At 48.1% G+C, this 25,731-nt stretch carries 28 protein-coding genes, 3 pseudogenes and 1 other annotated feature; of the genes and pseudogenes, 26 read left to right on the forward strand and 5 right to left on the reverse strand.

Translation table 11 applies throughout. From position 1 onward, the window contains the following. Nucleotides 1–340: 340 nt before the first annotated feature. The 6 genes from OC597_RS16260 (at nt 341) to OC597_RS16285 (ending at nt 3,994) form a co-directional block, all read left to right on the forward strand. Complete coding sequence (locus OC597_RS16260) at nt 341–1,774, forward strand: YfjI family protein (RefSeq protein WP_262209558.1); 1,434 nt, start codon at nt 341–343, stop codon at nt 1,772–1,774. Nucleotides 1,775–2,218: 444 nt separating this feature from the next. Next, nucleotides 2,219–2,803: an inovirus Gp2 family protein gene (locus OC597_RS16265; RefSeq protein WP_262209560.1), complete on the forward strand. Its 585-nt coding sequence runs from the start codon at nt 2,219–2,221 to the stop codon at nt 2,801–2,803. Between the two features lie 513 nt (nt 2,804–3,316). Then, nucleotides 3,317–3,505: a hypothetical protein gene (locus tag OC597_RS16270; protein ID WP_262209562.1), complete on the forward strand. Its 189-nt coding sequence runs from the start codon at nt 3,317–3,319 to the stop codon at nt 3,503–3,505. Further along, the gene (locus OC597_RS16275; RefSeq protein WP_262209564.1) at nt 3,420–3,653 is read left to right on the forward strand and encodes a hypothetical protein; all 234 of its coding nucleotides are present in this window, start codon (nt 3,420–3,422) and stop codon (nt 3,651–3,653) included. Before OC597_RS16270 ends, OC597_RS16275 begins: the two co-directional genes overlap by 86 nt. Continuing rightward, nucleotides 3,647–3,772 (forward strand): hypothetical protein, encoded by a 126-nt coding sequence (locus tag OC597_RS16280; protein ID WP_262209566.1) that lies wholly within the window; start codon nt 3,647–3,649, stop codon nt 3,770–3,772. The genes OC597_RS16275 and OC597_RS16280 overlap by 7 nt, the downstream gene beginning before the upstream one ends. Nucleotides 3,773–3,778: 6 nt before the next feature. Next, nucleotides 3,779–3,994, forward strand: a complete 216-nt coding sequence (locus tag OC597_RS16285) for a MaoC/PaaZ C-terminal domain-containing protein (RefSeq protein WP_262209568.1) — start codon at nt 3,779–3,781, stop codon at nt 3,992–3,994. Between the two features lie 43 nt (nt 3,995–4,037). Here the strand turns inward: OC597_RS16285 and OC597_RS16290 are convergent. Continuing rightward, nucleotides 4,038–4,891: pseudogene (locus OC597_RS16290) on the reverse strand (IS5 family transposase). Between the two features lie 133 nt (nt 4,892–5,024). On the opposite strand from OC597_RS16290, the gene OC597_RS26660 reads away from it, so the two are divergent. Next, on the forward strand, nt 5,025–5,216 hold the full coding sequence (locus OC597_RS26660) for a hotdog family protein (RefSeq protein WP_410071722.1): 192 nt from the start codon (nt 5,025–5,027) through the stop codon (nt 5,214–5,216). Between the two features lie 217 nt (nt 5,217–5,433). Here OC597_RS26660 and OC597_RS16295 read toward each other — a convergent pair whose 3' ends face one another. After that, a complete protein-coding gene (locus OC597_RS16295) occupies nt 5,434–5,706 on the reverse strand; it encodes a hypothetical protein (RefSeq protein ID WP_112350366.1) in 273 nt (90 codons plus the stop codon). A 7-nt stretch (nt 5,707–5,713) separates the two neighbouring features. Continuing rightward, the gene (locus tag OC597_RS16300; protein ID WP_112350367.1) at nt 5,714–5,917 is read right to left on the reverse strand and encodes a hypothetical protein; all 204 of its coding nucleotides are present in this window, start codon (nt 5,915–5,917) and stop codon (nt 5,714–5,716) included. Between the two features lie 575 nt (nt 5,918–6,492). On the opposite strand from OC597_RS16300, the gene OC597_RS16305 reads away from it, so the two are divergent. The 14 genes from OC597_RS16305 to OC597_RS16370 all read left to right on the forward strand — a co-directional run bounded on the left by OC597_RS16305 (nt 6,493) and on the right by OC597_RS16370 (nt 19,030). After that, the gene (locus tag OC597_RS16305; protein ID WP_262209570.1) at nt 6,493–7,017 is read left to right on the forward strand and encodes a fimbrial protein; all 525 of its coding nucleotides are present in this window, start codon (nt 6,493–6,495) and stop codon (nt 7,015–7,017) included. An 87-nt stretch (nt 7,018–7,104) separates the two neighbouring features. After that, complete coding sequence (locus OC597_RS16310; RefSeq protein WP_262209571.1) at nt 7,105–7,650, forward strand: fimbrial protein; 546 nt, start codon at nt 7,105–7,107, stop codon at nt 7,648–7,650. Nucleotides 7,651–7,707: 57 nt separating this feature from the next. Then, on the forward strand, nt 7,708–10,251 hold the full coding sequence (locus OC597_RS16315; RefSeq protein WP_262209572.1) for an outer membrane usher protein: 2,544 nt from the start codon (nt 7,708–7,710) through the stop codon (nt 10,249–10,251). A gap of 34 nt (nt 10,252–10,285) precedes the next feature. Beyond that, the gene (locus OC597_RS16320; RefSeq protein ID WP_112350371.1) at nt 10,286–11,047 is read left to right on the forward strand and encodes a fimbria/pilus periplasmic chaperone; all 762 of its coding nucleotides are present in this window, start codon (nt 10,286–10,288) and stop codon (nt 11,045–11,047) included. Between the two features lie 122 nt (nt 11,048–11,169). After that, nucleotides 11,170–11,718, forward strand: a complete 549-nt coding sequence (locus OC597_RS16325) for a fimbrial protein (protein WP_262209606.1) — start codon at nt 11,170–11,172, stop codon at nt 11,716–11,718. 9 nt (nt 11,719–11,727) lie between these two features. Beyond that, nucleotides 11,728–12,222, forward strand: coding sequence for a fimbrial protein (locus OC597_RS16330; protein WP_262209574.1), 495 nt, complete (start codon nt 11,728–11,730; stop codon nt 12,220–12,222). Then, nucleotides 12,219–12,722 carry a fimbrial protein gene (locus OC597_RS16335; RefSeq protein ID WP_261142586.1) on the forward strand — a complete coding sequence of 168 codons (504 nt, stop codon included), beginning with the start codon at nt 12,219–12,221 and terminating at the stop codon, nt 12,720–12,722. Before OC597_RS16330 ends, OC597_RS16335 begins: the two co-directional genes overlap by 4 nt. Before the next feature lie 9 nt (nt 12,723–12,731). Further along, nucleotides 12,732–13,280, forward strand: a complete 549-nt coding sequence (locus OC597_RS16340; protein WP_112350374.1) for a fimbrial protein — start codon at nt 12,732–12,734, stop codon at nt 13,278–13,280. Nucleotides 13,281–13,382: 102 nt separating this feature from the next. After that, entirely contained in the window at nt 13,383–14,189 is an 807-nt protein-coding gene (locus OC597_RS26705; protein WP_499090393.1) for an MrpH family fimbial adhesin, read from the forward strand. Between the two features lie 23 nt (nt 14,190–14,212). After that, nucleotides 14,213–15,937, forward strand: a complete 1,725-nt coding sequence (locus OC597_RS16350; protein ID WP_262209607.1) for a PglL family O-oligosaccharyltransferase — start codon at nt 14,213–14,215, stop codon at nt 15,935–15,937. 93 nt (nt 15,938–16,030) lie between these two features. Next, entirely contained in the window at nt 16,031–16,627 is a 597-nt protein-coding gene (locus OC597_RS16355) for a helix-turn-helix transcriptional regulator (RefSeq protein WP_112350377.1), read from the forward strand. A 4-nt stretch (nt 16,628–16,631) separates the two neighbouring features. Then, complete coding sequence (locus OC597_RS16360; RefSeq protein ID WP_112350378.1) at nt 16,632–17,048, forward strand: YuaE family lipoprotein; 417 nt, start codon at nt 16,632–16,634, stop codon at nt 17,046–17,048. Beyond that, nucleotides 17,045–18,298: an FKBP-type peptidyl-prolyl cis-trans isomerase N-terminal domain-containing protein gene (locus OC597_RS16365; RefSeq protein WP_262209579.1), complete on the forward strand. Its 1,254-nt coding sequence runs from the start codon at nt 17,045–17,047 to the stop codon at nt 18,296–18,298. The genes OC597_RS16360 and OC597_RS16365 overlap by 4 nt, the downstream gene beginning before the upstream one ends. A 258-nt stretch (nt 18,299–18,556) precedes the next feature. Next, on the forward strand, nt 18,557–19,030 hold the full coding sequence (locus OC597_RS16370) for a lysozyme (RefSeq protein ID WP_261142589.1): 474 nt from the start codon (nt 18,557–18,559) through the stop codon (nt 19,028–19,030). Nucleotides 19,031–19,076: 46 nt separating this feature from the next. Here OC597_RS16370 and OC597_RS16375 read toward each other — a convergent pair whose 3' ends face one another. Continuing rightward, nucleotides 19,077–19,886 (reverse strand): helix-turn-helix domain-containing protein, encoded by an 810-nt coding sequence (locus OC597_RS16375; RefSeq protein ID WP_316044868.1) that lies wholly within the window; start codon nt 19,884–19,886, stop codon nt 19,077–19,079. Nucleotides 19,887–20,100: 214 nt separating this feature from the next. Between OC597_RS16375 and OC597_RS16380 the strand changes: the two genes are divergently transcribed. From OC597_RS16380 to OC597_RS16400, 5 genes and pseudogenes are all read left to right on the forward strand, one after another. Beyond that, nucleotides 20,101–20,409 (forward strand): phage holin family protein, encoded by a 309-nt coding sequence (locus OC597_RS16380; RefSeq protein WP_181575071.1) that lies wholly within the window; start codon nt 20,101–20,103, stop codon nt 20,407–20,409. Continuing rightward, complete coding sequence (locus tag OC597_RS16385) at nt 20,409–20,798, forward strand: M15 family metallopeptidase (RefSeq protein WP_112350383.1); 390 nt, start codon at nt 20,409–20,411, stop codon at nt 20,796–20,798. Before OC597_RS16380 ends, OC597_RS16385 begins: the two co-directional genes overlap by 1 nt. A gap of 121 nt (nt 20,799–20,919) precedes the next feature. Then, nucleotides 20,920–22,041 (forward strand): hypothetical protein, encoded by a 1,122-nt coding sequence (locus tag OC597_RS16390; protein ID WP_262209586.1) that lies wholly within the window; start codon nt 20,920–20,922, stop codon nt 22,039–22,041. 8 nt (nt 22,042–22,049) lie between these two features. Beyond that, entirely contained in the window at nt 22,050–23,882 is a 1,833-nt protein-coding gene (locus tag OC597_RS16395; RefSeq protein ID WP_262209589.1) for a hypothetical protein, read from the forward strand. Between the two features lie 219 nt (nt 23,883–24,101). After that, nucleotides 24,102–24,269, forward strand: a pseudogene (locus OC597_RS16400) (tryptophan 2,3-dioxygenase family protein); the annotation flags it as partial. A 22-nt stretch (nt 24,270–24,291) separates the two neighbouring features. Further along, nucleotides 24,292–24,407, forward strand: a sequence feature (AL1L pseudoknot). Nucleotides 24,408–24,650: 243 nt separating this feature from the next. Here the strand turns inward: OC597_RS16400 and OC597_RS16410 are convergent. Further along, nucleotides 24,651–25,681, reverse strand: a pseudogene (locus OC597_RS16410) (IS630 family transposase). Between the last annotated feature and the right edge of the window lie 50 nt (nt 25,682–25,731).

Genomic DNA, 25,731 nt, shown 5'->3' on the forward strand with positions numbered 1-25,731 from the left:
ATGCTTCATAAAGATGTCGATACAAAAAACATACGGAGGAGATAGCCTGATGAAGTAAACGGAGGGAGGGATTCGTTGAGGTGGTATATAACCGTGATTTCTTTAAATGATTTACCCCTGTGGGATTTTCGTCTCTTTTCCTCATGAGAAAGAAGGATGATCGATAATCGCGACTCCAGAACAGTCCAATCACGTATGAAATCTGCCAATAAAATATAAGGCGAACTAATTTAATTCAACGCTTTCTTATTGGTTTGATTCTTTGCTTTTCATATTGACTTGCGACCGGTATTGCGATTTATTGTCAACTTCTGAAACAACGTAACCAACAGGTAATATCATGAATCGCTTCCCAATAAATGCGTTCCCGCAGCTATTGCGTGAAACCATCTTAGATGTAAACGAATGTACTCAGGCACCAATTCCATTAATTGCATCATCGGTGGTGAGTGCTTTGTCATTATCTTGTCAGGGCCTGATAGATATCAAGGTTAATGATACAGTGGTTTCTCCGGTATCACTGTTTTTATTGGTGATAGCGAACTCTGGTGAGAGAAAAACAACGGTGGACAGAATGGTACTCAAACCTTTATACGAGCATGACACGCGTTCAATCAATCAATCTGAAGATAAGGGGAAAGACTATGATATTGAGCAGAAAGTCTGGCATGAAAAGCAAAAGGCGATTTTAAACCTAATCAGGAAGAAAACCATAAAAGATCAATGCACCGATGCGTTGTCACAGCGTTTACGGATGTTAGTGGCTGAAAAGCCTGAGCCACCGAAAACCCCTAAACGTATTTATAATAATGTTACACCTGAAGCCTTGCAGATTGCGATGCATAACCACTCACCACATGCTGGGCTGATTGCTGATGAAGGTGCTAATGTTCTGGACAGGAAGGTAATGAATGATTTGAGTTTTATTAACTCAATGTGGGATGGTGTCAGCTTTCATGTTGAACGTAAAACGACACCAAGCTTTACGATAGAAAATGGGCGTATCACGCTGTCAGTTATGGTGCAGAAAAAACCGTTTGATCTGTATTTAAAACGGCAGGGGGAACGAGCGCGTGGAAGTGGTTTTTTTGCGCGCTGCTTACCGGTATTGATTGATGAACGCCTCACCACGCAGGGCGAGCGTTTTATTAAAGAGTATTCCAGAGAAAGAAGGTTTTTAGATGATTTTTATCAGCGTATAAATGAAATATTAACGGAGGGTGTGGAACATGATGCGTTAACTCAGCGGATGTGTCTATCATTCGAACCTTCAGCTCAGTATGCATGGGAAGACATTTACAATCAAATAGAGAGCCGTATCGGTCCAGATGAAGAGTACGCTAATATGAATGATTTTGCGTCTAAGTTGGCGAATAACGTTGCCCGACTCGCTGCCCTATTAAGTTATTTTTCGGAGGGCGAATGCCCAGTAAAAAGGCATTATGTGGAGAGTGCCGGGTTGCTGTGTGAATGGTACATGCAACAGGCTGTAAATATTTTCGGTAATGAAGATGGCTATTATGAAGCGTTGCTATTGTCGTGGTTGCATCGTGAGTATTCACGAACAGGACGAAATCATGTCAGGTATAATAATATACGGCGCTTTGGGCCTAACGCATTACGGAAAGGAAAGTTGTTGGACAGAGTGATTGATAGTCTTGAAAGGGAAGAGGCAATAGAAATTGACTATTCACGCAATGGTGCAAGAGTTGTGTGTGAATATCGTCGCTTCCATAACAATTCGTTTACAAAAAAGACGGGTTTTGTGTACTAATGCGTTGCTACCGTTGCGATTGTCGCAGGATTGGACCGAGGATTATAGAAAAATAACGCAAAACTAATTTCAGAGTGAAATTATTTCGTGTATTCAATATTTCCATGGTTTTTGCCAGTGGTGGCGTATATTATTAGATGATTAATAAACAATGGGGTGCCGGTATAGTTATATATGTTTGATACCCCTATCCACTTACCCTATAAATCTACTCTGTTGGTAATCTATAAATGTATCGTGAGTATGATTGGTAGATGTATTAACTATGACATGTGGTTAATGGCAGCTGCTTGGTGATACTCACTGTATATGGTCTGATTAAATAGTTGTGTGATATTCATTGAAGCAGGTGTAGGCCTATGCTTTGGATGAGTGGTTACTAAATGACATAGCTCATTAAACCAGTCTGGCTAAATGAGAGAGTTGCTTAATATGGTGTTTAAAATGAACGCGTATTCCTTTAATCCTCAATATCAACAGGCATTTTATGATGTTATTCATGATGCTGTGAGCGAGTTTCCACGCACTTTAGCTTTGCGAGTTGATTTGCGTTTTCCTCAAGGTTATCGATATGAATTGTCGAATAAAGAGGTTACCCGTTTTATCGAGTCGTTGAAGGCCAAGCTGAAAGTGGATTGTCAAAAGAAGAATCGACGCTGGAGGCGTAACTGGATTAATCAATTACGTTATGTGTGGGTGCGTGAAATTGGTGAGTGTAATCACCGTAAGCATTATCACGCCTTACTCCTGCTGAATAAGGATTTCTACCATGGTGCCGGGAAATTTGATTCAGATGACAGTTTAGCGGCGTTAATTCAGCAGGCATGGTGTAGTGCCATAGGCTTAAACTGGCAGCAATACAGAACATTAGTAAACATGACTGAAAAAGGATGTTTTCACCTGAACAGAAATTCCCCCCTTTATATGGAGCAAGTCACCTCATTGCTGAAACGTATGGACTACCTGGCAAAAGATCATACCAAATGTTATGACGATGGATATCGTTCCATTGGGACGAGTCGTGGGTAGGACTGTAGGGGGGATATTTACAGCCAGCTAACGATGAGTAGAACGGTGCATGGCATAACGAGTTTTTGCTGCTGACGGTTTTATGGGTTTTGGGTTTATTGCCTTGAATACCGTATTGAATGCATCACGGCAGTGGATCTGGTGATGACTTAGACGCACGGAGAATGGCTCTGGAACAAAAACGTACCGCCTGGGATCGCCTGTAACGTTGGCCGATAATAACGCGTGAGGTGGGACTAAGGGTGATTCGTTGCTCTGCAAATATACCCTGCGCTGGTAATACGATGGAATTTCCTTGCACATCTTGGTAGCGACAGCGGAGTGAACCATCCCGGTATCCCTGGAGATTAAACCTCTTGAAAGAGGTAAATAGGATGATAAGAACAATGAGTTTTCCCCGAGACGCTCCAGTCATGGATCCGCCGGCAGGAGTAGGATACTGGTGGGGGGAGTTCACCATCACCGAACGTCGGTATCATCTGCACCACTACTTCAACCTCATCTTCCCAACCCTTGATTGAGGCCGATTGGGTAATGTCGGGGGCACATCCGAATATTATCGGCGGCACCTATGAAGAGGCTATTGAGGTTGATCCTACCTTGCTGAAAACAGCGTTTGTGGTGGTGGAAACCGCCGCTGCCGCCAGGGAAGACGCGGGGGGCGGTTCGAACCGCCCTCACGCAGGGTTACCTCCAGCCTGAAGATCTTAATGAACTCGGCGCCGTCATTCTTGGCGAGTCTGCTGCAGGCGAAGGGCAGATAACCTTGTTCCGCAGTGTGGGGCTGGCGACTGAAGACACGGCCGCCGCGATCGCACTCTACCCATCCACAGAGAAGAGACCATGCTAAGACGAGTTGGCGAAAATGAGTACATTGAAGAACACGGTGGCGACTACGAGGACTTCGAGCCTGGCATGACCATCAAACACTGGCCGGGGCGCACACTTTCAGAAGCCGACAACACCTAGCTTACCATGAACCAGCATCCGTTGCATTTCGATAAGGCCTACGGCGCTCAGGTTGAATATGACCGCGTATTGGTGAACAGCAGCATTACCCTGGCGTTGGTCAGCGGCATGATCGTGCAAGCCTTGTCCGCCAGAGCCGTGGCTAATCTGGGGTGGGAAAAAGTACGTTTGAAAGATCCGCTTTTTGTCGGTGATACGCTGTATGCCACCAGGCTTTGTTGAATTAATCGGATTCAGATAAAAGCGCCTCACATCACTGACCTCCTCAGGCAATCCGCACACTTTCTGGCATCCCTGCATACGTCATTTTGTTTAAGGCACGGATCATGACCATAGCCTCACCAACCTGCGCATCGTAGTCACGCAGCGTCAGGTGCCCACCGAACAGTTGTTTAACCCGGTACATCGCTGTTTCGGCCACCGATCGCCGGTTATAAGCCGTGTTCCATTTCCAGTAAGCATTGCTCCCGGTAAGCCTCTGTCTGGCCACCGCCTGATTTCTGTCCGCATACTCCGCCGGCCAGTAACCCGCCCGGGTTCGCAGCGGGATAAGCGCCTTGATTTTTTTCGCCGCAGCTCGTCATGGTAAAGTTTTGTGTCATAAGCGCCATCGGCAGAAGCGATCTTAACTTTCCGGTGGGTCTGACGAATAAGTCCCGGGAATGCCTCTGCGTCAGTCACATTATTCAGGGACAGGTCAGCGTAGATAATCTCATGAGTACCGGCATCCACCGCCAGGTGAAGTTTCCGCCAGACGCGACGCTTTTCCTGACCGTGTTTTTTCACCTTCCACTCCCCTTCACCGAAGACTTTTAATCCGGTGGAGTCGATAACCAGATGGGCAATTTCGCCGCGCGTGGGGGTTTTAAACGGGATGTTGACGGACTTAGCCCGCCTGCTGACACAGGAGTAATCCGGGCACCTGAGCGGGAGCTTCATCAGGGTAAAAATGGAGTCGATAAATCCCTGCGCGGCGCGCAGCGTGAGGCGAAAAACGCGTTTGAGCATCAGTACCGTAGAAATAGTGAGCTTAGAATAACGTTGAGGACGACCAGGTGAAGACGTGTTGGGCTTGTCATACCAGGCCTGAATGGCCGACTCATCAAGCCAGAATGTCAGTGAGCCCCGATGGATGAGTGCCTTGTTATAGGTAGCCCAGTTGGTGATTTTGAACGTTTGTTTTGCCACGTGATGTCGCTGCAGGATCAGGAGTGTGGTGATTTGATCCTGACTACGGCCAAAAGTTCGATTTATTCAACAAAGCCATGTCACCAGCAAAATCCTGGCAAAACGGCCTTCAAAATCCCAACCGAATAAAGGCATCGTCACGGTAGAAACCCTGGGGATCAAATCCACCGGCGAGACGGTGATTACTTTTGAGCGATCGTTTATGGTTCTGCGGCGGGAATATATTCATTATCAACCTTCACCAGGGCGGGATTAAGCAGGGTGACTTTGACAGGGGCCTTCGACGATGAGTCGTCAGACGGCCCCTTTCATTACGTTGAGTAAAATACCTGTTAAACATAAAATTTATTTATGTTTTCCCCTGGAACAGAGATAAGCTATCCGTCAGGTTGTTTAAGAAGACAGGCTGTGCCGGCAACCCGAGAGCTCCGGCACGGTGGGTTAAAGTGGTGTTGACGCAGAAATAAAAGCGTTTAAAGCGGTTTACTTGAGGGATACCAGCGCAGCGATTTATTGATTGTGCCATCGGTGACCTGAATTTTTCCGCTCTGTACCAGATTCAACAGTAATACTCGTGCTTTATAAATATTAATATCATTAGGTTCAGCCAGTTGACGAGTACTGGGCCATTCGGCAGGGGGCGGCAGTTGCGTTCCGCAGGCGGGTGGGCTGAGCATATCCAGCGTTTTTAATAAATGTTGTTGCAGAGTTTGCAGTTCTTGTTGTTTTGACCGGTGCTTTACCATGGCGACCTCACTTAAACTTCAGGTGCGATTTGATATAACGGTAAAATACTTTTAGAGAACCAGGCCGGCTGTCGGCGAGTTTTTCTCTGAGTTGCCGACACAGGTCTGCTTCCGTCTGATATTGCAGCATCAGTCGGTTATGTTCAAATTTCAGGATGTGCAACTCCGTTGCCAGATGTTCAGCCTGCTGTAAGTAGTGGCTGCGTTTCATATTATATCTCCCTGTCTGCGGTACGGCGCCGGTTTTGGTTCTCACCAGGCCAGATCGGAACAATATCCATTCCATTCCGAATTATTATAGCGCAAATTACAAAATCGCGATCATTAATATTGTGAAAATATAATTATTCGGAATAATGTTCTGTAGCTGTTATTTTTACGATCTGTTGTCTCGCAAAAGTATATTTGTAATAGACTTTTTGGGGGGATGTTTCGAATTTTATTATTTTGACTTAAATCACTTTTCAAATTGCGAGTGTTTTTGTAAGAATGCTCTAGCCGAAACAAGTAGATGTGATGAGGTTGGTTTTAATTTTATTGATTTCTCATGAATATCTATTGTGGATATAAACGTGTTTGTTTCCTGTTGTTCATGGAAGGCATGAGTTTCATTTGTCAACTAAATGAAATCGTATTGTCATGAGATTTTTCTAACTATTTTAACTAACTTTGCAACTTGATTAGGTTACGAATGTTAGTCCTATTTATTTTGGAATGTACAAATCGTTGTTAAAAGAACGGGAGCATACCTGCGCTTTAACACAATATTAAAGGAATAATCTAAATATGAAACTGAACAAAATCATGCTGGCAGCAACTCTGGCTTTTGGTGTTTGTTCTATGGCGCATGCCGCCGATCAGGGTCATGGCACAGTGACCTTTACCGGTTCAATTATTGATGCGCCTTGCTCCATTGCCCCAGAGTCCGTTGACCAAACTGTGGAAATGGGTCAGATTTCGAACGTCGCTCTGAAAAATGGCGGTAAATCAGTGCCACGTCAGTTTGATATCAAGCTGGAGCAGTGTGATACCACCACGCTAAAAACCGTCACCACCACCTTTGACGGTGACAGCTCTGCAGCTAACCCAGACCTGCTGGGCATTATCGGTACCGCCAGCGGTGCCAGCATTGCTATTACAGACCTGGCAAGCAATCTGATTAAATTGCAAACAGCAACACCGCCTCAGACGCTGAACGACGGCAACAATACCCTGCGATTTGCTGCTTATCTGCAAGGTGATGGCGCATCGACTGCCGTAGTACCGGGTGATTTCACTGCTATCGCTGACTTTAAGCTCGACTACCAATAAGCACTAATCATTGGTGAAGTGTCTATTGCATGCGGGTTTTCCCGCATGCATTTCCTGGGATGGAAAAGTATGAGTCAGGGATATTCAATGAATCTATTTACTCACCTGTTAGTGCCTCCCTGCATATTAATAAGCTGCTTTATTTCCGCGGTACCACAGGTCGCCGCCAAGGCGCAAGGCGGAGGGCGGGTTAATATGCAAGGTGCCATTATCGATACGGCATGCGCTATTTCTGCGGGGAGCCGTGAACAGACTATTGATATGGATGCGGTACCGGTAGGAAACATCGCACGCGATGGACAGGGAAATACGCGTCCATTCACCATTGAACTCACCAACTGCACGCTTGAGCGTCCTACGCCAAATTTACCCGATTGGAAACAGTTCCAGGTTACTTTCGATGGCGATGTCGATGGTGATTTATTTGGCGTGAGCGGCGAAGCCAAGGGCGTTGGGCTAAAAATTATCGATAGCCAAGGTAATGTTGCCATACCAGGTTCGCCTTTGCCTTTTAATGAAATTATCACCACACGCATGCTGCTAAATTACACCATTAAACTGGTTTCTAATAATAAGCCTTTGCACGCAGGAAGGTATTTTTCGTCTGTGCGTTTTAAGTTGGATTATTACTGATTGCTATAGTTTTTGGTTGGTTTTATGACCAGGGTTATACCATAGAAGGTTAGGGATATGATGTTATCACCTGCTGGGAAGCTATTTCGTTTTCAGATACTGGAGTTATGTATCACGCTGGCACTGGCGCATTCATCTACGGTGGCGTATGCCGAGGCAGGCATTCGGTTTAATAGCGATATTTTGGATGTAAACGACCGTGAAAATATTGATCTGAGCCAGTTCTCCCGCAGTGGATACATCATGCCGGGGAGTTACAGCATGGTAGTGCATATCAATAAAAATGAACTACCGGAACAAAAAATTCCGTTTTATGCCCCGGAAAATGATCCTGACGGCAGCCAGGCCTGTATCTCAAAAGAACTGGTGGATCAACTGGGTCTGAAGGGGGATGCCATGCCATCCCTCTCCTGGTGGCATCAGGGGGAATGTCTGGAGGTATCCAGCCTGAAGGGTATGGAGTCACGGGGCGACCTGGCGACGTCAGCGCTCTATTTGAGCGTACCGCAGGCTTATCTGGAATACAGTTCGGAAGACTGGGACCCACCGTCGCGTTGGGATGAAGGTATTCCGGGATTGCTGTTCGATTACAACGTTAATGCCCAGAGCCAGCAGCAACAAAAGGATGGCAGTCGTGGATATAACGTCAGCGGTAACGGCACCGCAGGCGCCAATCTCGGTGCCTGGCGGCTGCGTGCGGACTGGCAGGGCCAGCTCAATCATCAGACCGGTTCTGGTCAACCCACGGACAAAACGTTGGACTGGAGCCGCTATTATGCCTACCGAGCTCTCCCCGCACTGCGCTCGCGCCTGACGTTTGGTGAGGATTATCTGGATTCTGGCATCTTTGACAGCTTTCGTTTTTCAGGCGCCAGCCTGGTGACGGACGACAACATGCTGCCACCTAACCTGCGCGGCTATGCCCCAGAGGTGGTCGGAGTCGCCAGAACCAATGCCAAGGTCACCGTCAGCCAACAGGGCAGGGTGCTGTATGAAACTCAGGTGGCCGCAGGGCCTTTCCGGATTCAGGACATTAACGATGCCATCTCCGGTGAACTGGATGTGCGGGTAGAAGAGCAGGACGGCAGCGTACAGGAATTCAGGATGAATACCGCCAGCATTCCTTATCTGACGCGACCAGGATCGCTGCGTTTCAAACTGGCCGCCGGTAAACCTTCAGATTGGCAACACCATGCCCGCGGACCGCTGTTTGGCACCGGGGAGTTTTCATGGGGGGTCAGCAACGGGTGGTCGCTGTACGGCGGTGCACTACTGGGCGGTGATTATAACGCGCTGTCGCTTGGGGTTGGCCGCGATCTGATGATGTTCGGCGCATTATCGTTTGACGCCACACAATCGCGGGCGCGTATGCCGCAACAGGGTGAGACGCTGAGTGGTGGCTCCTATCAGGTGAGATATTCAAAAACTTTCGATGAGTTGGACAGCCAGGTGACCTTTGCCGGGTATCGCTTCTCCGAAGAGGATTTTATGAGTATGGGCGAATACCTGGATGCGCGTTACGACGGCCAACGGGTAGGCAATAACAAAGAAATGTACAGCATCATTTTTAACAAACAATTCCGTGATTTGGGGTTAAGCAGCTATCTCAATTACAGCCACCAGACCTATTGGGATCGCCCGGCCAACGATCGTTATAACCTGACGATGTCGCGCTACTTCGATATCGGTCGTTTTAAAAATCTGAGCATTTCGCTGTCGGCCTATCGCAATCGTTATAACGAAACTCATGACGACGGCATGTACCTGTCACTGTCGATGCCTTGGGGTAATGGGACGACGCTGAGTTATAACACCACGGTAAACCGTAATGACAACACCCATCGGGTGGGTTACTACAACCGGGTCGATGAGCACAATAACTACCAATTGAGTGCCGGCAACGCGCGCAGCGGCGCTAACATGAGTGGTTATTACAACCATGATGGCGACACGGCTCGTCTGAGTGCCAATGCCAGTTACCAGGAAGGGCGTTACAGCGCTGTGGGCCTGTCTGCACAGGGGGGCGTGACGTTAACGCCGGAAGGCGGTGCGCTACACCGCGCCGGCATCATGGGCGGTACCCGTTTACTGCTGGATACCAACGGTGTGGCGGACGTACCGGTGCGCGGCTACGGCAGCACTATCGACACCAACGTATTTGGCAAAGCGGTGGTATCGGACGTTAACAGCTACTACCGCAACAAAGCCAGTATCGATCTGAACAAGCTGGGTGACAACGCTGAGGCAACGCGTTCGGTGGTGCAGGCTACCCTCACCGAAGGGGCGATTGGCTACCGTAAATTTGACGTTATCGCCGGTGAAAAGGCGATGGCGATCGTCAAACTGGCGGATGGCAGCGCACCGCCATTTGGCGCGACGGTGTTGAACCACCGCCAGCAGGAGACCGGCATCGTTAACGACGGTGGTAGCGTCTATCTGAGCGGTATCAACCCCGGCGAAACCATGACGGTCCACTGGAATGGTGCCGCGCAGTGTGAGGTGCAACTGCCGTCCTTGTTGCCGGCCAATATGCTGATGAACACGCTGCTACTGCCTTGCCATCCGCTAACGACCGTAACCCGGGCAACGGCCGTTGAATAAATCTGCCGCCCCGAATTTTTGGAGTAATCACAACATGAAAAACACCCCAATAAAAACAACGGTGATAGCGGTTGCCCTGCTGGGCACAACACTGTCGCAACAGACTTTGGCGGCGATAGCCCTGGATCGTACCCGGGTCATTTTTGACGGTAGCCAGAATGCGGTCAGCCTGAACCTCAGTAACCAGAACAAACAGTTGCCGTATTTAGCGCAGGGCTGGCTGGAAGACGCTCAGGGCAACAAAATTCAGAGCCCGCTGGTGGTGTTGCCACCGGTGCAGCGTATCGAACCGGGTAAACCCAGTCAGATAAAGGTACAGGCGTTACCGGCGGCCAAACTGCTGCCGCAGGATCGCGAGACGCTGTTCTACTTTAATCTGCGTGAGATCCCACCGAGAAGCGAGAAACCGAATACGCTGCAGATCGCGCTGCAAACTCGTATCAAGCTGTTTTACCGTCCGGCGGCGATTATGCCGAGTCGGACGGATATGGCGACCCCTTGGCAGGAGCAACTGACGTTGACACGTCAGGGGGACCGTTATCTGGTCAATAACCCCACGCCGTACTACATCACCCTGATCGATGCCGGCAGCCAAAAGGATACCGAGGGCGTGAAAGGGTTTGAACCTTTTATGATCGTGCCAAAGGGGCAGGCGACGCTGGCCGTCAGTGCGGCCAGCCTGGGCAGCAGCCCGGTGCTGACCTACATCAACGATTACGGCGGCCGCCCACAGTTGACCTTCAACTGCAACGGCGGCAGTTGCAAAGTGGTTCCGGAAAAGAAAAAGATTTCATAACCCTGGGTTCACCGACCTGACTGATGGGAGTCACTCTGATGCAACAAAAGCAAAAAAAAGCCCCTCTCCGGTATCGTCGCGAATGGCGCTATTGCGCCCTTATGGGGGGAGTAGTGCTAATGATGCCGATGAGCCTGGTGGCAACGGCGATGGTGGCGGATAACGACCAAGTGGAAGGTGCCCATGGCGTATTGCTGGTGTATGGCGCGCTGACGGAAAGTGCTTGTCGACTGGAGATGACCAGTGCGCGGCAGGATATCTGGCTGGAGGACACCGGTACCGGCCGTTTGCAGCAGACCGGCGATCGCGGCCGGCCGCAGGCGGTTGAACTGAGGTTACGTGACTGTCTGCGCTCTTCGACCCGTCAGCGAGATGACCGCACCGGTGCGGTCAGTTGGGCGCATAACCAGCCAGCGGTGACGGTAGGCTTTAGCGCACCGTCGGATCTGGACAACCCGCAACTGGTGAAGGCGCAGGGCGTATCCGGGCTTGGGCTTCGCGTGCAGGACTTTCGTGGGCGCGATGTTCGCCTCGGTAGCCGTGGTGAGCCGCTATTACTGATGCCGGGGCAGAATGCGCTGACCTATACCGTCACGCCAGAGCGGACAGCCGCACCGTTAGTGGCTGGCGCTTACCGGGCGACGCTGGACTTTCGGCTGAGTTATGACTGAGGTGGCGACATGGCGTACATAATGAAACAACGCCGGGCGTCAGTTTGGCTGGCTGGGTTTGGGGTGTTTATTTTGACAGCGGTACCGGCGCAGGCGAATAGCCTTATCAGCGTGGGAGTCAGCGTCGTAGTTTCACCTTGCGTGATCCACGGCGGACAGATGATTGAGGTGAATTTTGGGGAAGTGATCGTACCGCGAATCGGCGGCAACAATTATATCCAGGACGTGAAGTTCGAACTGGAGTGCAAGGGCAGCAATGCGGCGATGAAGCTTAAAATTCAGGGCCTTTCGACGACGTTTCAACCCGGAGCGTTACAGACCAGTGAGACAGATTTGGGCATTGCATTCAAGGCCAACAACAATGCATTGGCGGTGAATGAGTGGATTGATTTCACTTATCCGAAAACGCCCACCCTGCAAGCCGTACCGGTAAAGCGAGCCGGTGCGGTGCTGAGCGGCGGTGATTTTTCCGCTATGGCAACGTTGATGGTGGACTATCAATGAACATCAACTACAGGTTGAGAGTCGCCGGGGCGTTGGTCATGGCGCTGATTGGTGCATCGACGACGGCGGCCGAGAATATGAGTTTTCGCGGAACCTTACTGGATACCCCCCCCTGTACCATCACTGTCGACGGTGAAGAAGGGATCGAGATCGATTTTGGTCAGGTCGGGGTCAATAAAGTGAATGGCGAAAACTATAAGCGGTCCTTCATCCTGACCTATGAATGCGAAGGCACCAGTACGGATAAGCTGCTGCGATATTTGGGGATCGCAACGGCATTTGACCCTACGGCGGTACAGAGCAACCTTGCAGACTTCGGCATTGGGTTGCAACACCAAAAAGACGGGGTGGTGACGCCATTTAAATTGGGCAGCACGCTGACTATACCCTCCTATCTGGGATCAACACAGCTTATCGCTGCGCCGGTCAAAAAAGCCGGTGCGAACTTGCGGGAAGGTCCCTTTAGCGCAGCGGCGACTTTTCAGCTGGAATATCCGTAGGAGATAAGGATGAAGATAAACAAAACGTGGTGCAGGTTATTGGTGGGCTTGCCACTAGGGCTGTTCTTGAACGACGCGCTGGCTGCTTCACCGCCGCAGCTCAGCGTCGAGTACCGCGGTAATTTGGTGGCGGAGCCTTGTACCCTGTTGCCGGAAAATGAAAGCATCATGGTGGATTTCGGGACCCTGGTTGACAAGTATCTGTACCTGAACACCCGCACGCAGGGGGCTCCGTTCCAACTGCAATTGACGGATTGTGATCTCAGTCTGGGCAAGAGCCTGAAGGTGACCTTCAGCGGTACGGAAAGCGTTGCGCTACCGGGGTTGTTGGCGCTGACTGCCGGGAGCCAGGCTAGCGGGATCGCCATCGGTATGGAAACCGTTCAGGGCGAGCCTTTGCCGTTGAATGTGGCCAGCGGCAAATATCCACTTCAGGACGGCAACACCGTGATTCGGTTGCAGGCCTATATTCAGGGAGAGCCTGATGCTCTCGCCGATAAAACCCTTGGCCGCGGGGCTTTCCACGCCATCGCAACCTTTAATCTGGAATATGAATGATGGACCTGTCGGGCCTTTATGGCATTGGCAAACCGACAACACGGAAAAGGATATGACGCAATGCAGCCTGTTTACTTGAAATGGATGTTGTTACTGCTTGGCATGGCTCCGGGGCTGGCTTGTGCCCAAATATATTCATATATCACTGAAAGCACCGGTATACCCACAAGTGCCAAGTATAAGTTTGTCATCGACAGTTGGGATAGGGAAGACACAATGCCAAATCCATGCTTTGGCCAGCGTATGTGCGCGGTGGGGATTAACCACCGGCATACCCCGAACGAAGGCGGTGGGACGTCAGACGTAGATAACCCAGCTACTATTGGGTCGGGCCCACATCCGGAAATTGTCAAATTGAAGACGATGGGCGAGCTCAGCCGATATTACCAGAGTATTTACCCGTTGCCGCAGGTGGGGGGTACCAGCCATGTGGGGGAAGCGAGGATACAGGAGTGCGTTGGGCTGTTTTACAACATTCACTCGCCGAGTTCGGTCAGAAGCAATGATTCCAGGATAATGCCTGGTAGCATATGTGGCGTAGCACCGCCGCCGATCGGGGTATGCGGCATTGAGGAGCAGCGGCTCGATTTGCAGCACGGTGTGTTGCAGGAGTCCGAGTTGGCAGGTAATACGGCGCGGGGGAGCCTGCGCATTGTCTGTTCGAAAAAAATGAATATCGTTATGCACATCCGCACCGGCAGTCATGGCCGCCTGGATCTGGGCGCAAACTCGGGAATTTACAGTACGCTGAGCGTCAATGGTGCGGTAAACGATCAGGGCTATCCATTCAATAATGTGGACCCAACCGGGGTGCTCTTAAATATTACCTCTACGCTGGGTGTGACCGGTACGACAGTAAAGGCCGGTGATTACTCCGGGCAGACGGTAGCCATCTTGGTCATCCCTTAATCATATACAGTGAGCATAATTTGGTGAGAGAAAATATTTTTGTTTTCTTCGTGCGCTGGCGCTTATTTTTTATGGTGATTGCCATTGGCGTACCACTGTGGATTTATTTTCCCAGTATGGGAGGCAGTGGACTCAATCTGCCGTTCAATGCATTGATATATTGTAGTGCCGCCGTAATGGTTTTTTTTATTTGGCTACCAACACGAGAGCGAATAAATATTACGGAGCCATTGATCTATTTTATTATTGGCGGACTGGTATTGAATATTCCGCTGCTGTATGCCGACGCAGGTATGAAGGTGGTGGCATTATGGAGGGCGGTAGCCCTGCTGGCAGGGGCGGTTTTTTACTTCTCCTGGCTGCAATTGAGCCTGCGCTTTCAACAACGCCGCCGGATATTGTATGCCGTTCTGCTGTTGATCGGTGTACAGGCGTTGATCGCGTTGCTGCAAATCTTTGCCCCAGCATTAAGCTGGGCACCGGTTCGCGGTGGGCGTGTGTACGGCAGCTTCCTACAGCCAAATGTGCTGGGGAGTTTTATCGCAACCGGAGTGGCGTTGCTGCTCATGCTGTTTCTGGTACCGGGCTACGTCTGGCACCGTTATGAGCCTTACCGCACCGCACTGTTGGCCGTTGGCGTGGTGGTACTTTCCGCTTTGCTGGTGTGGGTACAATCGCGGGCCGCCTGGCTGGGTGCGGGGGCCACCCTCATCTTGTTCCTTTGTTTGTTTGGCCACCGCATGCCACGACGCTGCCTGACTCTGGGCGCTCTGGTGCTGGCCGGCGTTCTGCTGGGTATTGGCGTCATGCTGTGGACCCCAGGAGATGGCACTGCGTTGAGTTACATCAACCACCAGGGATCGACACTGGCACGCTTGAGCATGTTACATGACACACTGGCGATGATCGCCGACAAACCCTTGCTGGGATGGGGCTATGGCGGATTCGAATATCATTTCCAGCATTTCAGAATTGCCCAGGTCCCGCCGACGACGGTGACGGAAATTGCACGCCATCCACACAATGAAATCTTGCTTTGGTGGGCTGAAGGTGGCGTTGTGGCACTGGCGGGCATAGCCATCATACTGGCTGGCGGCGGACGTCTGCTGGTGCAGGTAATAAGGCATGACCGTGAAGCATTTGCATTGGGTAAGCGGACTGCCGGAGAGGGCACGGCGATATGTCTGGTGTTGTTACCTATGCTGGTTCACACGCAACTCGAGTACCCCTTTTATCTGTCGGCGGTGCACTGGTTAGCCTTTTTGCTGCTGCTGGCAACGGCTGATCGCCTGAGTGGCGGGGTGCGTTGGTGTTGGACGCCGCCCATACCAATTGGCGTGGTTTTCAGCAATACCGTGCGTCTGTTGGCGTTATCCTGTGCAGTGATGATGCTGGCGGCTTTTCAGGGCGGTTTGTTGTTGACCTATGCCGAACGCTCGGGAATGAAGACGATGGAAGCGGTGGATACCATGTCACCCTTAATGACATTGGCGCATCGTGAACGTCGTGAGTTCGATCATCAAACACGTTCTTTGTTGTCCTTCAATCGCACGCAGAATGTTGCCCTGTTAGAGGGATATGTTTTTTGGGCAAAAGATTATCTGGAGCGGCGTATTGATAAAAATGTTTATTCCAACTTAATCGTCATACTTCGATCTCGCGGGGATATTAAATTGGCAGAGCATTATCGACAGCAAGGCGAGCTATTTTTTCCTGACGATGCACGATTTTCCGTACGGAATAAGTAATTTCCTACCCCTTGATTTTATATTAAATATCTCCGGTAAGTTAATTATTACCATGGCGGGGCATGGACGACGTTTATTTCTAAGGAGTGAGAAATGGGAAAGGTAATTTCTCTGGTGTTTATTGATAACGATAAATTTTTTATCGAAGGTCTGCAACAGCTGATAGTGCCTCACCTGGAACAGAAGGGGCTTCAGGTGAAGGTGTTAGATGATACGGCGGCATGCCATGCAGATATGGTGTTCAAGGCCGTAGAGCGGGACTGGCAGGCGCGTTTCTGCCTGCGCAATGAAGCAGGCTGCGGGCAGCTTAATTTTTCATTGAGGGCGCGGGGAGATACCCGTTGGCGGAATAGACCGCGCTGTAGCAGAGAGTCCGGGGTAATTATCCGTGATGAACGGATCGAGAACATCCTGGTACGGGTTGAGGATGTCCTGATAGCGAGAGGGTCTGGCATCGTTACCAGTCATTGCCCCTGGTGTGAGCTGCAGCCGATTACCCCACGGGAGCGGGATGTAATGCGCTATCTGGCCTGGGAAATGCCACCAACGGCTATTGCCCGTTATTTATCTCTCAGCGTGAAAACAGTCAGTAATCACAAACAGGCTGCGATGAGAAAGCTGGGGTTTAAGCGTAATGCTGATTTATACCATTGGCTGCGGTTGGGTGGCTTGAAAACTGTGAAGAGGTAAGAAAATGGATATGAACAAACCGCTGTGGCGGCGTGGCGCGTTAGTTTTGCCACTTTTGATAGCAACGTTGGTACTGAACGGTTGCGAGCAGAGGCGGCGGTCGTCCCAGACGGCAAAAAATGCCCCCGAGACCGCTGTTGAATTATCCCAGGCCCAACAGGAAGCGGAGCGTTTGCAACAGTGCCAAAAAGAGTTGGATGCGCTGCATGGCATAGACGCCATAGGTTACAGAAAATATAAACAGGAATTTGAGCGCCTGATGAGCGGCGCCGCTCAATACGCAGGATTGCGTACCCAAGTGAAGCGCGATACTCAGGAAACGGTGGATGCACTGTATCGCTACAAGGTGAACCGTCTGTGTGCCGACGTAAATCAGGCGGTGATGACAGGATTGGCGGATCGCGGAGAGCGCCTTAAATGAAACTGCCTGAACGAAAAGGGGTGATAGCGCTACTGTTGGTCTCAAGCTCCCTGAATGCAGAGGAGGGCGTGCCTGCTCTGTTGCAATTTGCGGAGCAGTACAACAATCAACATTCGCTATCGCCGCCCGTGGTGGTTGAAAAAGAAATGCGCGCGTTGAAAATAAAAACCGGCACTCCCAGTAAAACGCTGCCCTCCACGATGCAGATAGAACGCCAACAACAAAAGATCCATGAGTTGGAGAACGCATTAGCGGCATTACGTGAAGCACAGTCCGTTACGCAGGTGCCGGGGGTAAAACCTGCGGCACTGTCTGGACTGCTGAAGTTGATCGGCGGGTTGCGACATGCAATCAACCTTTCGCCGGATGAGCGGCGGATGGCGGAGCTGATGCGGCAGGCAAACGAAGAAACGGCCCGGGAGAAACAGTCGGCGGCTATGAACCTGGCGCAGGTTCACGCGTTAAAAATCAGGGTTACCGATCTACAAGTGCAACAGCAGGTGTTGCTGGCTCGGGTCAGTAAAGCTGAAACCGCACAGGTAAAGCAAGCCGGCATAGAACAGCAGCTGCGGCAGGATGCGGAGGCGCTGCGTGAGCGGGCCAAATTGATGGTGTTGCCGCAGGCGCTGAAAACGGCTACCGGGCAGCAATCGTATGCTGCGGGTGGCGCACTGGGGCGCGATATTCTGCAGATGCTGGATGAACGTAAAGGATGGGGCGTTGATACCGAGCGCCAACCTCTGCTGGCAGGCGTTATAGACGCTTTTGCCGGCCAGTATCAGTTGACCACTGACGTATTGGCCAAGGCGTTGGCCGACTCGGAAGCCAGGGTGACATTGGCGCGACAACAGACGATGCAAAAACAAAGTCAGCGGGATCGGACGTATCTGGAGGCGTTTACCCAAAGTAAAGGTGTGAGGCAATCTCCGGCAGGATTTTGGTATCGAGTGGACTATATCGGTGCAGGAGATATCCCCGCCGATGCGCGGGTAGACGTAGTGGTGAGAGAGATGTTGACAGATGGTCAGGTGATTCAGGATATGGGTCTTAACGGCAAAGTCCTGTCTCAGCCACTCCAAGAGTATCCGCCACTATTCCGTGAGGCCATTGGGTATGTAAAAAACCACGGTGAATTGACTGTTGTCGTTCCACCGGCGTTAGCCTACGGTGACGCTGGTTTTCCGCCAAAGGTTCCGCCAAACGCGACCATGGTGTATGAGTTGCGGGTGGCGGACACAAGGGGGCCTTAGGGATGTGATATTTGGAAAAACGAACTAATGGCAGTAGTTTCAATGTTAATACCATCAAATATGGCTATGCAGAGCGTATCGTTAATAACTAGCAATGATTTATTTAAAAAACTGATTAGAATTACCTTGGTTTTATTTAGAAAATAAAGTCCATTCATTTCAATCCTTACTCATGGTTAACTAAAATTAAATTGAGAATAGGGCCTGATAAAACTATCTTGTTAATCTAATTGTAAAATGGACTTTCAGAGGTGGATAATGTATCAGGTTCTATCAGAAAATGGATTTAATTTCATAAAAAAAAGCAGAAGATGTTGCCTGTCATCCTATGTAAATGACGAGGGTGAGTGGGCTGTGGGTTATGGTTATAATAAAAATGTCGGACCAGGAAGAACCATCTCTGAGTTGACTGCGTTGAGTTTATTACAGTCCGACATTATGGAGTGTGAGCAAAGGTTGAATGAAATTATTATGACTCCGTTGGCCCAGTATCAATTTGATGCGGTGCTATCATTGTTCTATGATGTTGGTCCCGGAGTCTTTGGTAAAAGAAGTGGGGTAGAAATATGGAAGTCAGGTAATACATCGCCCATGTTGACACTCATTAATGATGCAAAGCTTGATGACGTGAGCGAATATTTTTCATACTGGGGGGTGAACAGCAGTAAGGAAAGGTTACGATTGCGAGAGGAAGAAAAAGAAATTTTCTTGTACGGAGTTTATCCATTATAATCTTGAAAGCTCACGCCTCCTTCTCCCGGAGGCGTGATGTTTTTTTTTAATTTTTGTCATCGAAAATGCGTTTAATCATTTCCGTGTCAATTCTCTTGTGTGTGTAGATATATAATGGAATGTTAACATCAATTTTCTTTGTTATCAGCTCAAACGTAGAGTTAAACATGCACTTCAGCACTGAACAGGTATGTGGGAGTATTGCATAACCTAAGGTACATATCACCATCTCGATCATGGATGTAATATTTGATGAAAGAGTGAGTTTCCCTCCTATACCCACCTCAGATTTAAGTTTGTCTATTGTTTTTTCCAGAATGAATTTGTTTATCAAATGCGCATATTCACTATGAATAAAAACGTCTTTGCAGGTATTGTTTTTATCGTAAATAAGATAAAAGAACAGTTCGGATACCATGCTGTGGTATTCGCAATGCTCTATGCTCCCGTTATGTGTATCGTCGATTATTATGTCAGTGGACTCATCGGTAACGCTGGTTAGAATTATCTCAATTGATTTCTTTTTAAATTGGTTAGTGATAAAAGGCGATAAAAACAAATATTCTGAACTGATAAATATTTTTATTATCTCTTTGTTGTTTTTCATTTTATCTTCGAGGGATTTCAATGTGTGAAAATGGCCCTCTGTTAATGAGTAAATTCTCTTTCCGTATTGCGTTAGAATCATCTTATTGTTTTCAAAAATAAAAAGCTTGTTATCGATCCTTCGTTCAAGCTTCTTTATCATGGAACAGACTGCGGGTGAAGTTATATTTAAGTCTTCCGCAGCCAGTTTTATCGACATTTTCTCGGCGACGCTAATGAACGTATTAAGTTCTCTTGATGTGAACATCATATTTCCTTATTGATGATTGGTTTTTATATCCCTGGAAATAGAGGTTTTTTATTATAATTTTTATTAATTATTTCAGTTTTTACATGATTTTAAAATTGTTTATTACTTAACATGCATTAAGGATTTCTTATTTTACATTAGGTACTATTGACGATAGGCTTACTCCTCTTTCAATTATATTAACTTGGGGTTTTAAATAAATTTGGAGGGTAGGTTGTACTTTAAAGTTCCTGAAGATACCCAGTTAATAACATGGACGCTCATTGGCTTGGTCTCTGCATGGGGAGGATTGGTTAGATATATCATGGATGTTAAAAATGACAAGGCTGAATGGCGGTGGGTTGGCGTTTTTTTTCAGATTGTCGTCTCGGGTTTTACCGGTGTTTTAGGGGGGTTATTGAGCTTTGAGGTAGGCAGTAGCATATATATGACTTGTGCCGTTGCCGGATCTTTTGGGGCAATGGGCAGTGGAGCAATAGATTTGATTGCCAATAGAATATTTTTTCGTAATGGAGTCAAATGATGCAGAAATTTACTTTTAGTTACCGAAGTGAAAGAAATCTTCACGGGGTACATCCCGATTTGGTCACGCTAGTTCGTATGGCGTTATCCCTTTCCGAAGTGGATTTTAGCGTTATAGAAGGCGTCAGGACCCTCGACAGGCAACGACAGCTAAAACAGGAAGGGCACAGTCAGACTTTGAATAGCCGACATTTGACCGGGCATGCAGTCGATCTTGCCCCTCTGCTGAATAAAGTGATCCCGTGGGATCGCTGGGAGTTCTTTCAAATGGTTGCCGATGCCATGAAAGAGTCTGCCAGGAAGAGCGATATACCTATTGTCTGGGGAGGAGATTGGAAAAGTTTTAAAGATGGAGTGCATTTTGAATTGTCGCGAGAACGTTACGTTTAATTCCTGTTAATTATATTTTAATTATTAATAAATTTGTAACCTGTCTTAAATTTTAACTTATTGACGATGCTGTCTTTAAAGTTAAATATATACGCATTCAAAACAAAAGAGGATTAATAACATGGATAACTACGCATTGAGAACTTTTTTCAAAAGCCATGATTCGGCTTTAATTAATGGCGAGTCAATTTTTCTGTATAGAAAAGATGTGGATTTTTATAGTAACATTTACCTCAATAAATTTAATAATGGCGGTTGGAGTACGACGCAATTAAAATCGCCAGATGGTTATTTATATTCTCGAGTATCATTCTTTACTAAAGATTATGATGGGGTTACAGCACATGTCATTTTCACTTCACGGACAGAAAATGATAATGACGCCGTCTTTATCACAAGGATTAAAAGTAATGACGAGGGATTGACACTCGCAGATGCGGCACCTTTAAACTTTATCAACGGTATGTCTATCATCAAAGCCAGCGGTACATTGGTTAACGGTGTAATTATTGTCTCCTTCGTCGATGGTAATACCAATGGCGCCTATGTTGTCGCTTTGGATGCAGAGACCTATGAACAGCTTTCTCCGGTCGAGTTAATTGATGAGGCTCTGTCATTACGCTACTTTGATGAGATGCTCGGACAAATGACGGGGGCTATCGCACAATTTAGCGATGATAACCATGGCTGTTTCTTGCAGCTAAGCAATGTTCGCGAAAATATCTCGGTGTTCAAGCTGGTGTTTGATAAAAATCTGGGGCTGTCCTGCACTAAGTTGTTTGTCATTACTGAGGATGACATTGGAGCCTTCGCCGGTTTGTACGATAAAGATAAGAGTCTGGTGATTACATGTTATTGCCAGTTTGATCCATTATCTAAAAATTGGAGTGTAAATGGTGTGGCTAATAAGGTCTTCGGCAAAGTGGATGAGCAACGCTATGACGCTTACAGCGCACTTCCTTTAAATAGCAGTCCGGGAATTTATTATCGTCCTCAGGTTGATAAAGCTGAAAACGGTTATTTCGTGTCTTGGGAAGGTGCGGATATGCTGCATTTTAAAAAATTCAACGAACAGATAAACACAGTTTCACCGGAAGTCTACTTTTCCGCTAATAAACCAGGTAATCACCAAATGGTTTATATCGATGGTGAGTATTTTGTGGGGTATCAGACTGACTGTAGCGAGCCTCGTTTCGTTGGTCTGGGTTATAAAAATGACAGGGTTAAATCTGACAATGATTGAGGTGTAATATGGCCATTACTGAAATAAAAATATCTGAGTGCTTTAGTTTTATTAATAATCCCGACAAGCGTCGGTTGGAAATAACAATCGTAGCAGGTTCACCCAGCGACCTTAAGAATAAAGGCGTCTCAATTTACTATGGCGATACGACACTGTTACTGGCAACAACCGGAGTTACCAGCACCTTGCAGCCTTTATTTGATATCGTCATTGATAAAAATGTTGACGAATTCATCGCTATTATCAACAAAGAGGGTTTTAAATCTTACAATCTCAGAGTTGAGGTGAATTTAGCCAACGGTACAGTTGCGGAGAAATTTCATAGTAACATTCAGTTTATGGATGTTGAGCCAACAATTCATGATTCCGTTTTTATTGAGGAAGCAGGAAGTAATTTGGCCAGCGTGGAAGTATGGGTTAAGTATTATTCTCCTTTTGTTTCTTTGCAGTTGGTTAATGAGAAACATGACAAGAGCTATCAGTTTGAAAAGTTTGAATACGATGAAGGACAGAAGGTATGGAAAAGTAAAGTTGATGTAGATAAGAATTTTGGGAAATGTAATGAGGAATTGTTTTTTTCAGTTTTGGGTAAATATATAGGTGGAACCCTCCCTTGTACCCCGGAGTGGTCCGTAAAAATTGATTTAGATAAAACGTTAAATGGAGTATGTATGAATACCAAATGGCAGAATGGCTTTAATATTTTTTGGGATGATAGCAAGAAAGACTCAATCCGTGATTTACAAATCACCAAGAAGACAGGCCATCTGTTAGCCACCTATTTAGCGCCCGTTAACGCGACAAATAATGAGACTTTGATGACGCGTATGCAAACGGCAACTGGGGCGTTGGTTCCGCCGGTGTCCATTTGTACCCTTCAGGCGCGTATGAACAAGGATGCCAATGTCACCTGTATTGATGATACTGATGATTTTGTCGCCGTTTGGGCGGGTAATGCCAGCAGCAAATTTAAAATCTATGCGCGTAAGTTCACTGCCGGCCCGGGTGGGATTACCTCAACTCAGTTCCAGGATATTGAGATCAGCGGTGGTAATGGTGACTATACCTGCCCGCGGATCATTTATAATCCGGTAAGCAAGCTACTGCTGGCAACCTGGGTATCGACGAGCGAGAAAAAGATCCAGGGTGCGTACCTAGATCCGAACACGCTGGTAAAAGAAAGCTATGACTTTGATATTTCTACCAAGATCCACACTGGCTATAACGGTGCGAATGTCGAATTAGGCACGGCGGTAACCGAAAATATTGTTCTTATGAATCATGGCGAGAAAGTGGTTATCGCTTATCTGGAAAAAGTGGGGGAAGTGAAATTCCTGAGTATCGGCAAACCGGCCGGTGGCACGCCACCTGTTGTGCCGATGACGCAATACTCTCAGGCTGGTATGGGTAAATTCCACGCCGTGCTTGATGCAACCATTAACAGTATCATGCTGGTTTATGTCCTGGGTCAGGACATTTATGGCACTAACATTCGGGTGTTTGCTAAAGTCGGTGAAACTTATGCGGCTAATAAGCTTAATAGCGTATCTTCCGGTTCACCGTCATTCCCTTATATTTACAAGGCGTTAACTCAACAAGAACCGTATGAATTCCATGTAGCATGGACTTCGAGCACGATGGGTGCCTATTTCAACCGATTCGACGCGAACTTCTTTGCCATTGGCAGTGAGGAGCGCATTAACGAAACGGGTGGCGGCAATATGTATCCAAAACTGGTTGCCAGCGACAACCAGACTGCGTTGCTGTTCCAGGCAAACAAATTCAATAATGTTGCCCTGAAGGCTGCGGGTATTCTGTCCTCAGTCAAAGCGCGCGGTTAATTTTTGCGCTGATATAGCAGGATGATAGTTTGGGCCGGTTGGTGTTATCACCCACCGGCCTTTTTGTTGCCGACGACGCCAGGCTACATGATCCACATGACTGAGATCTGCGTGGCAACTCTGGTTGATAGTCCTTCAGGGCTGGGGGTTGCGTACTATGTTTTCTGTTTGCAGCACACTACACGCCGTTTCCGGTCGTGAGCGCAGCGGAGAGAACAGATGAACAAACGGGAATTAGAAAGCGCGATTGTCACCGATTTTTCCAAACGCATGAGCTACGGCGACTATCTGTGCCTGGATCAACTGCTGGACTGCCAACATCCGTTGTCCAACCCGCAGCATCATGATGAGATGCTGTTTGTGGTGCAGCACCAGACCTCTGAACTAATGATATTTTGTGCCAGACTTCCGCATATTTTGCGAAGGTGGAGTTCGACCGCCTCTGGAAAAAATAATACCACTGTTGGACATCCTGCGTGGTGAAGATGGGCTTGGACCGGTACGCCATTAGTTGGATACCCGCCGCTGCGAAGTCTCAACTGGAGATGCATCTGAAACAATTGGCAGCCCGCTATGCTGAAATAAAACAGAATGCATCAGAGTAAAAATGGTGCTAAAAATTATGAGTGATTCAGTTCGTTACCGTAATTACTGTGTCATATGGACTGTCGGGGATTTAATCTTTCTGGAGCATAACTATTCTTCCATGCCTATTGCTGAGATTTTTGTCCGGTTGAGCCAAACGCTAAATAACTGATCCTAATACCGCTACACTTTAGCCAGTCCATGTTTTCCACCGGGGAATGGGCTTACCGTTTCCATAAAGTGACGAACCTTTTTCAACAGTTGCCACATTGAACGGCACTGGTGATTTCGGGTTATTGTCTCATGAAGCGCCTGCCACAACCGTTCGACATGATTGACCCACGGCGAGTAAACCGGCTGATAAATCACCCTGAACTTTGGGTTTGCTTTCAGCCAACGCAACGTTTCACAGCTTTTGTGGATGATGTAGTTATCGACAATAAGCGTAATCGTTTTTGCCAGCCGGTATGTCGCCTTCAGGTGTTTTAACAGTCTGATAAATAAGGATAACATTTACTGTTTCCACCAACGTAGCGGACTTTACCCGTACCACTGTGCAGCGCACCGGCAAGATAGTACTTTTCATTCTGGCCCGGCGTGACAACGTGCTTTTGCTGCCCGCGTAACTGCCAGTCAGCGCCGATTTTGGGATTGAGGTGGATATCTACTTCATCTTCGTAAAAAACCGGGTGTTCTGTGCTACAACTGGCTAACGCCACATTAATCGCTGCCATTTTTTCTTCCTTATACGGGTCCCTGATATGCAGTGTTGGTGCTGCTCTGCGCCATACCAGTCCGGCTGCAGGTAACCATCGCCGGATAGTTGAAGCATGTAGCGAACAACCGGTGACATCACGGATTTTTATCGCCAGCAGTTCGGTACTCCAGCGGGAACGCTGATAACCAAAATCGCTGGGAGAATGCTTAACAAGCTCACGCAGCAATGCGCAAATATGCTCGAACGGCCAGCGCCTCCCACGTCCTGACGGCAATGACTTCAGTCCTTCAGCGCCAGACAGCGTGAACCAGTTAATCCAGCGACCAATCGACGAACGGGCACAGCAGAGCGTTCTGGCAACATGACTGACGGTGTCACCACGATGCAGCATCAGCATGGCGGTGAGCCGCCGGGCGTGGTTTTTGTCCTTTGTTTTATGGATCGTTTTCTGCATGAAGCGTCGTTCAGTTCTGGGTATTGGTGCTATGATCGGCATTGCTCAGTCCGGCTGGTGATTTGAGATATTCAGCGATTGATCAGATCGCA

The organism is Serratia proteamaculans, assembly GCF_946227095.1.
In the GTDB taxonomy this organism is placed as follows: Bacteria; Pseudomonadota; Gammaproteobacteria; order Enterobacterales; family Enterobacteriaceae; genus Serratia; species Serratia proteamaculans_E.

Bases quoted from the DNA above. Each gene is read 5' to 3' on its own strand.
- OC597_RS16310 (WP_262209571.1), top strand. From the start codon at position 7,105: ATGAATCTATTTACTCACCTGTTAGTGCCTCCCTGCATATTAATAAGC.
- OC597_RS16315 (WP_262209572.1), top strand. From the start codon at position 7,708: ATGATGTTATCACCTGCTGGGAAGCTATTTCGTTTTCAGATACTGGAG.
- OC597_RS16325 (WP_262209606.1), top strand. From the start codon at position 11,170: ATGCCGATGAGCCTGGTGGCAACGGCGATGGTGGCGGATAACGACCAA.
- OC597_RS26705 (WP_499090393.1), top strand. From the start codon at position 13,383: ATGGCTCCGGGGCTGGCTTGTGCCCAAATATATTCATATATCACTGAA.
- OC597_RS16300 (WP_112350367.1), bottom strand. From the start codon at position 5,917: ATGAAACGCAGCCACTACTTACAGCAGGCTGAACATCTGGCAACGGAG.
- OC597_RS16260 (WP_262209558.1), top strand. From the start codon at position 341: ATGAATCGCTTCCCAATAAATGCGTTCCCGCAGCTATTGCGTGAAACC.
- OC597_RS16305 (WP_262209570.1), top strand. From the start codon at position 6,493: ATGAAACTGAACAAAATCATGCTGGCAGCAACTCTGGCTTTTGGTGTT.
- OC597_RS16375 (WP_316044868.1), bottom strand. From the start codon at position 19,886: ATGATGTTCACATCAAGAGAACTTAATACGTTCATTAGCGTCGCCGAG.
- OC597_RS16395 (WP_262209589.1), top strand. From the start codon at position 22,050: ATGGCCATTACTGAAATAAAAATATCTGAGTGCTTTAGTTTTATTAAT.
- OC597_RS16370 (WP_261142589.1), top strand. From the start codon at position 18,557: ATGTATCAGGTTCTATCAGAAAATGGATTTAATTTCATAAAAAAAAGC.
- OC597_RS16340 (WP_112350374.1), top strand. From the start codon at position 12,732: ATGAAGATAAACAAAACGTGGTGCAGGTTATTGGTGGGCTTGCCACTA.
- OC597_RS16265 (WP_262209560.1), top strand. From the start codon at position 2,219: ATGAACGCGTATTCCTTTAATCCTCAATATCAACAGGCATTTTATGAT.
- OC597_RS16280 (WP_262209566.1), top strand. From the start codon at position 3,647: ATGCTAAGACGAGTTGGCGAAAATGAGTACATTGAAGAACACGGTGGC.
- OC597_RS16390 (WP_262209586.1), top strand. From the start codon at position 20,920: ATGGATAACTACGCATTGAGAACTTTTTTCAAAAGCCATGATTCGGCT.
- OC597_RS16360 (WP_112350378.1), top strand. From the start codon at position 16,632: ATGGATATGAACAAACCGCTGTGGCGGCGTGGCGCGTTAGTTTTGCCA.
- OC597_RS16320 (WP_112350371.1), top strand. From the start codon at position 10,286: ATGAAAAACACCCCAATAAAAACAACGGTGATAGCGGTTGCCCTGCTG.
- OC597_RS16385 (WP_112350383.1), top strand. From the start codon at position 20,409: ATGCAGAAATTTACTTTTAGTTACCGAAGTGAAAGAAATCTTCACGGG.
- OC597_RS16330 (WP_262209574.1), top strand. From the start codon at position 11,728: ATGGCGTACATAATGAAACAACGCCGGGCGTCAGTTTGGCTGGCTGGG.
- OC597_RS16355 (WP_112350377.1), top strand. From the start codon at position 16,031: ATGGGAAAGGTAATTTCTCTGGTGTTTATTGATAACGATAAATTTTTT.
- OC597_RS16365 (WP_262209579.1), top strand. From the start codon at position 17,045: ATGAAACTGCCTGAACGAAAAGGGGTGATAGCGCTACTGTTGGTCTCA.
- OC597_RS16295 (WP_112350366.1), bottom strand. From the start codon at position 5,706: ATGGTAAAGCACCGGTCAAAACAACAAGAACTGCAAACTCTGCAACAA.
- OC597_RS16285 (WP_262209568.1), top strand. From the start codon at position 3,779: ATGAACCAGCATCCGTTGCATTTCGATAAGGCCTACGGCGCTCAGGTT.
- OC597_RS16335 (WP_261142586.1), top strand. From the start codon at position 12,219: ATGAACATCAACTACAGGTTGAGAGTCGCCGGGGCGTTGGTCATGGCG.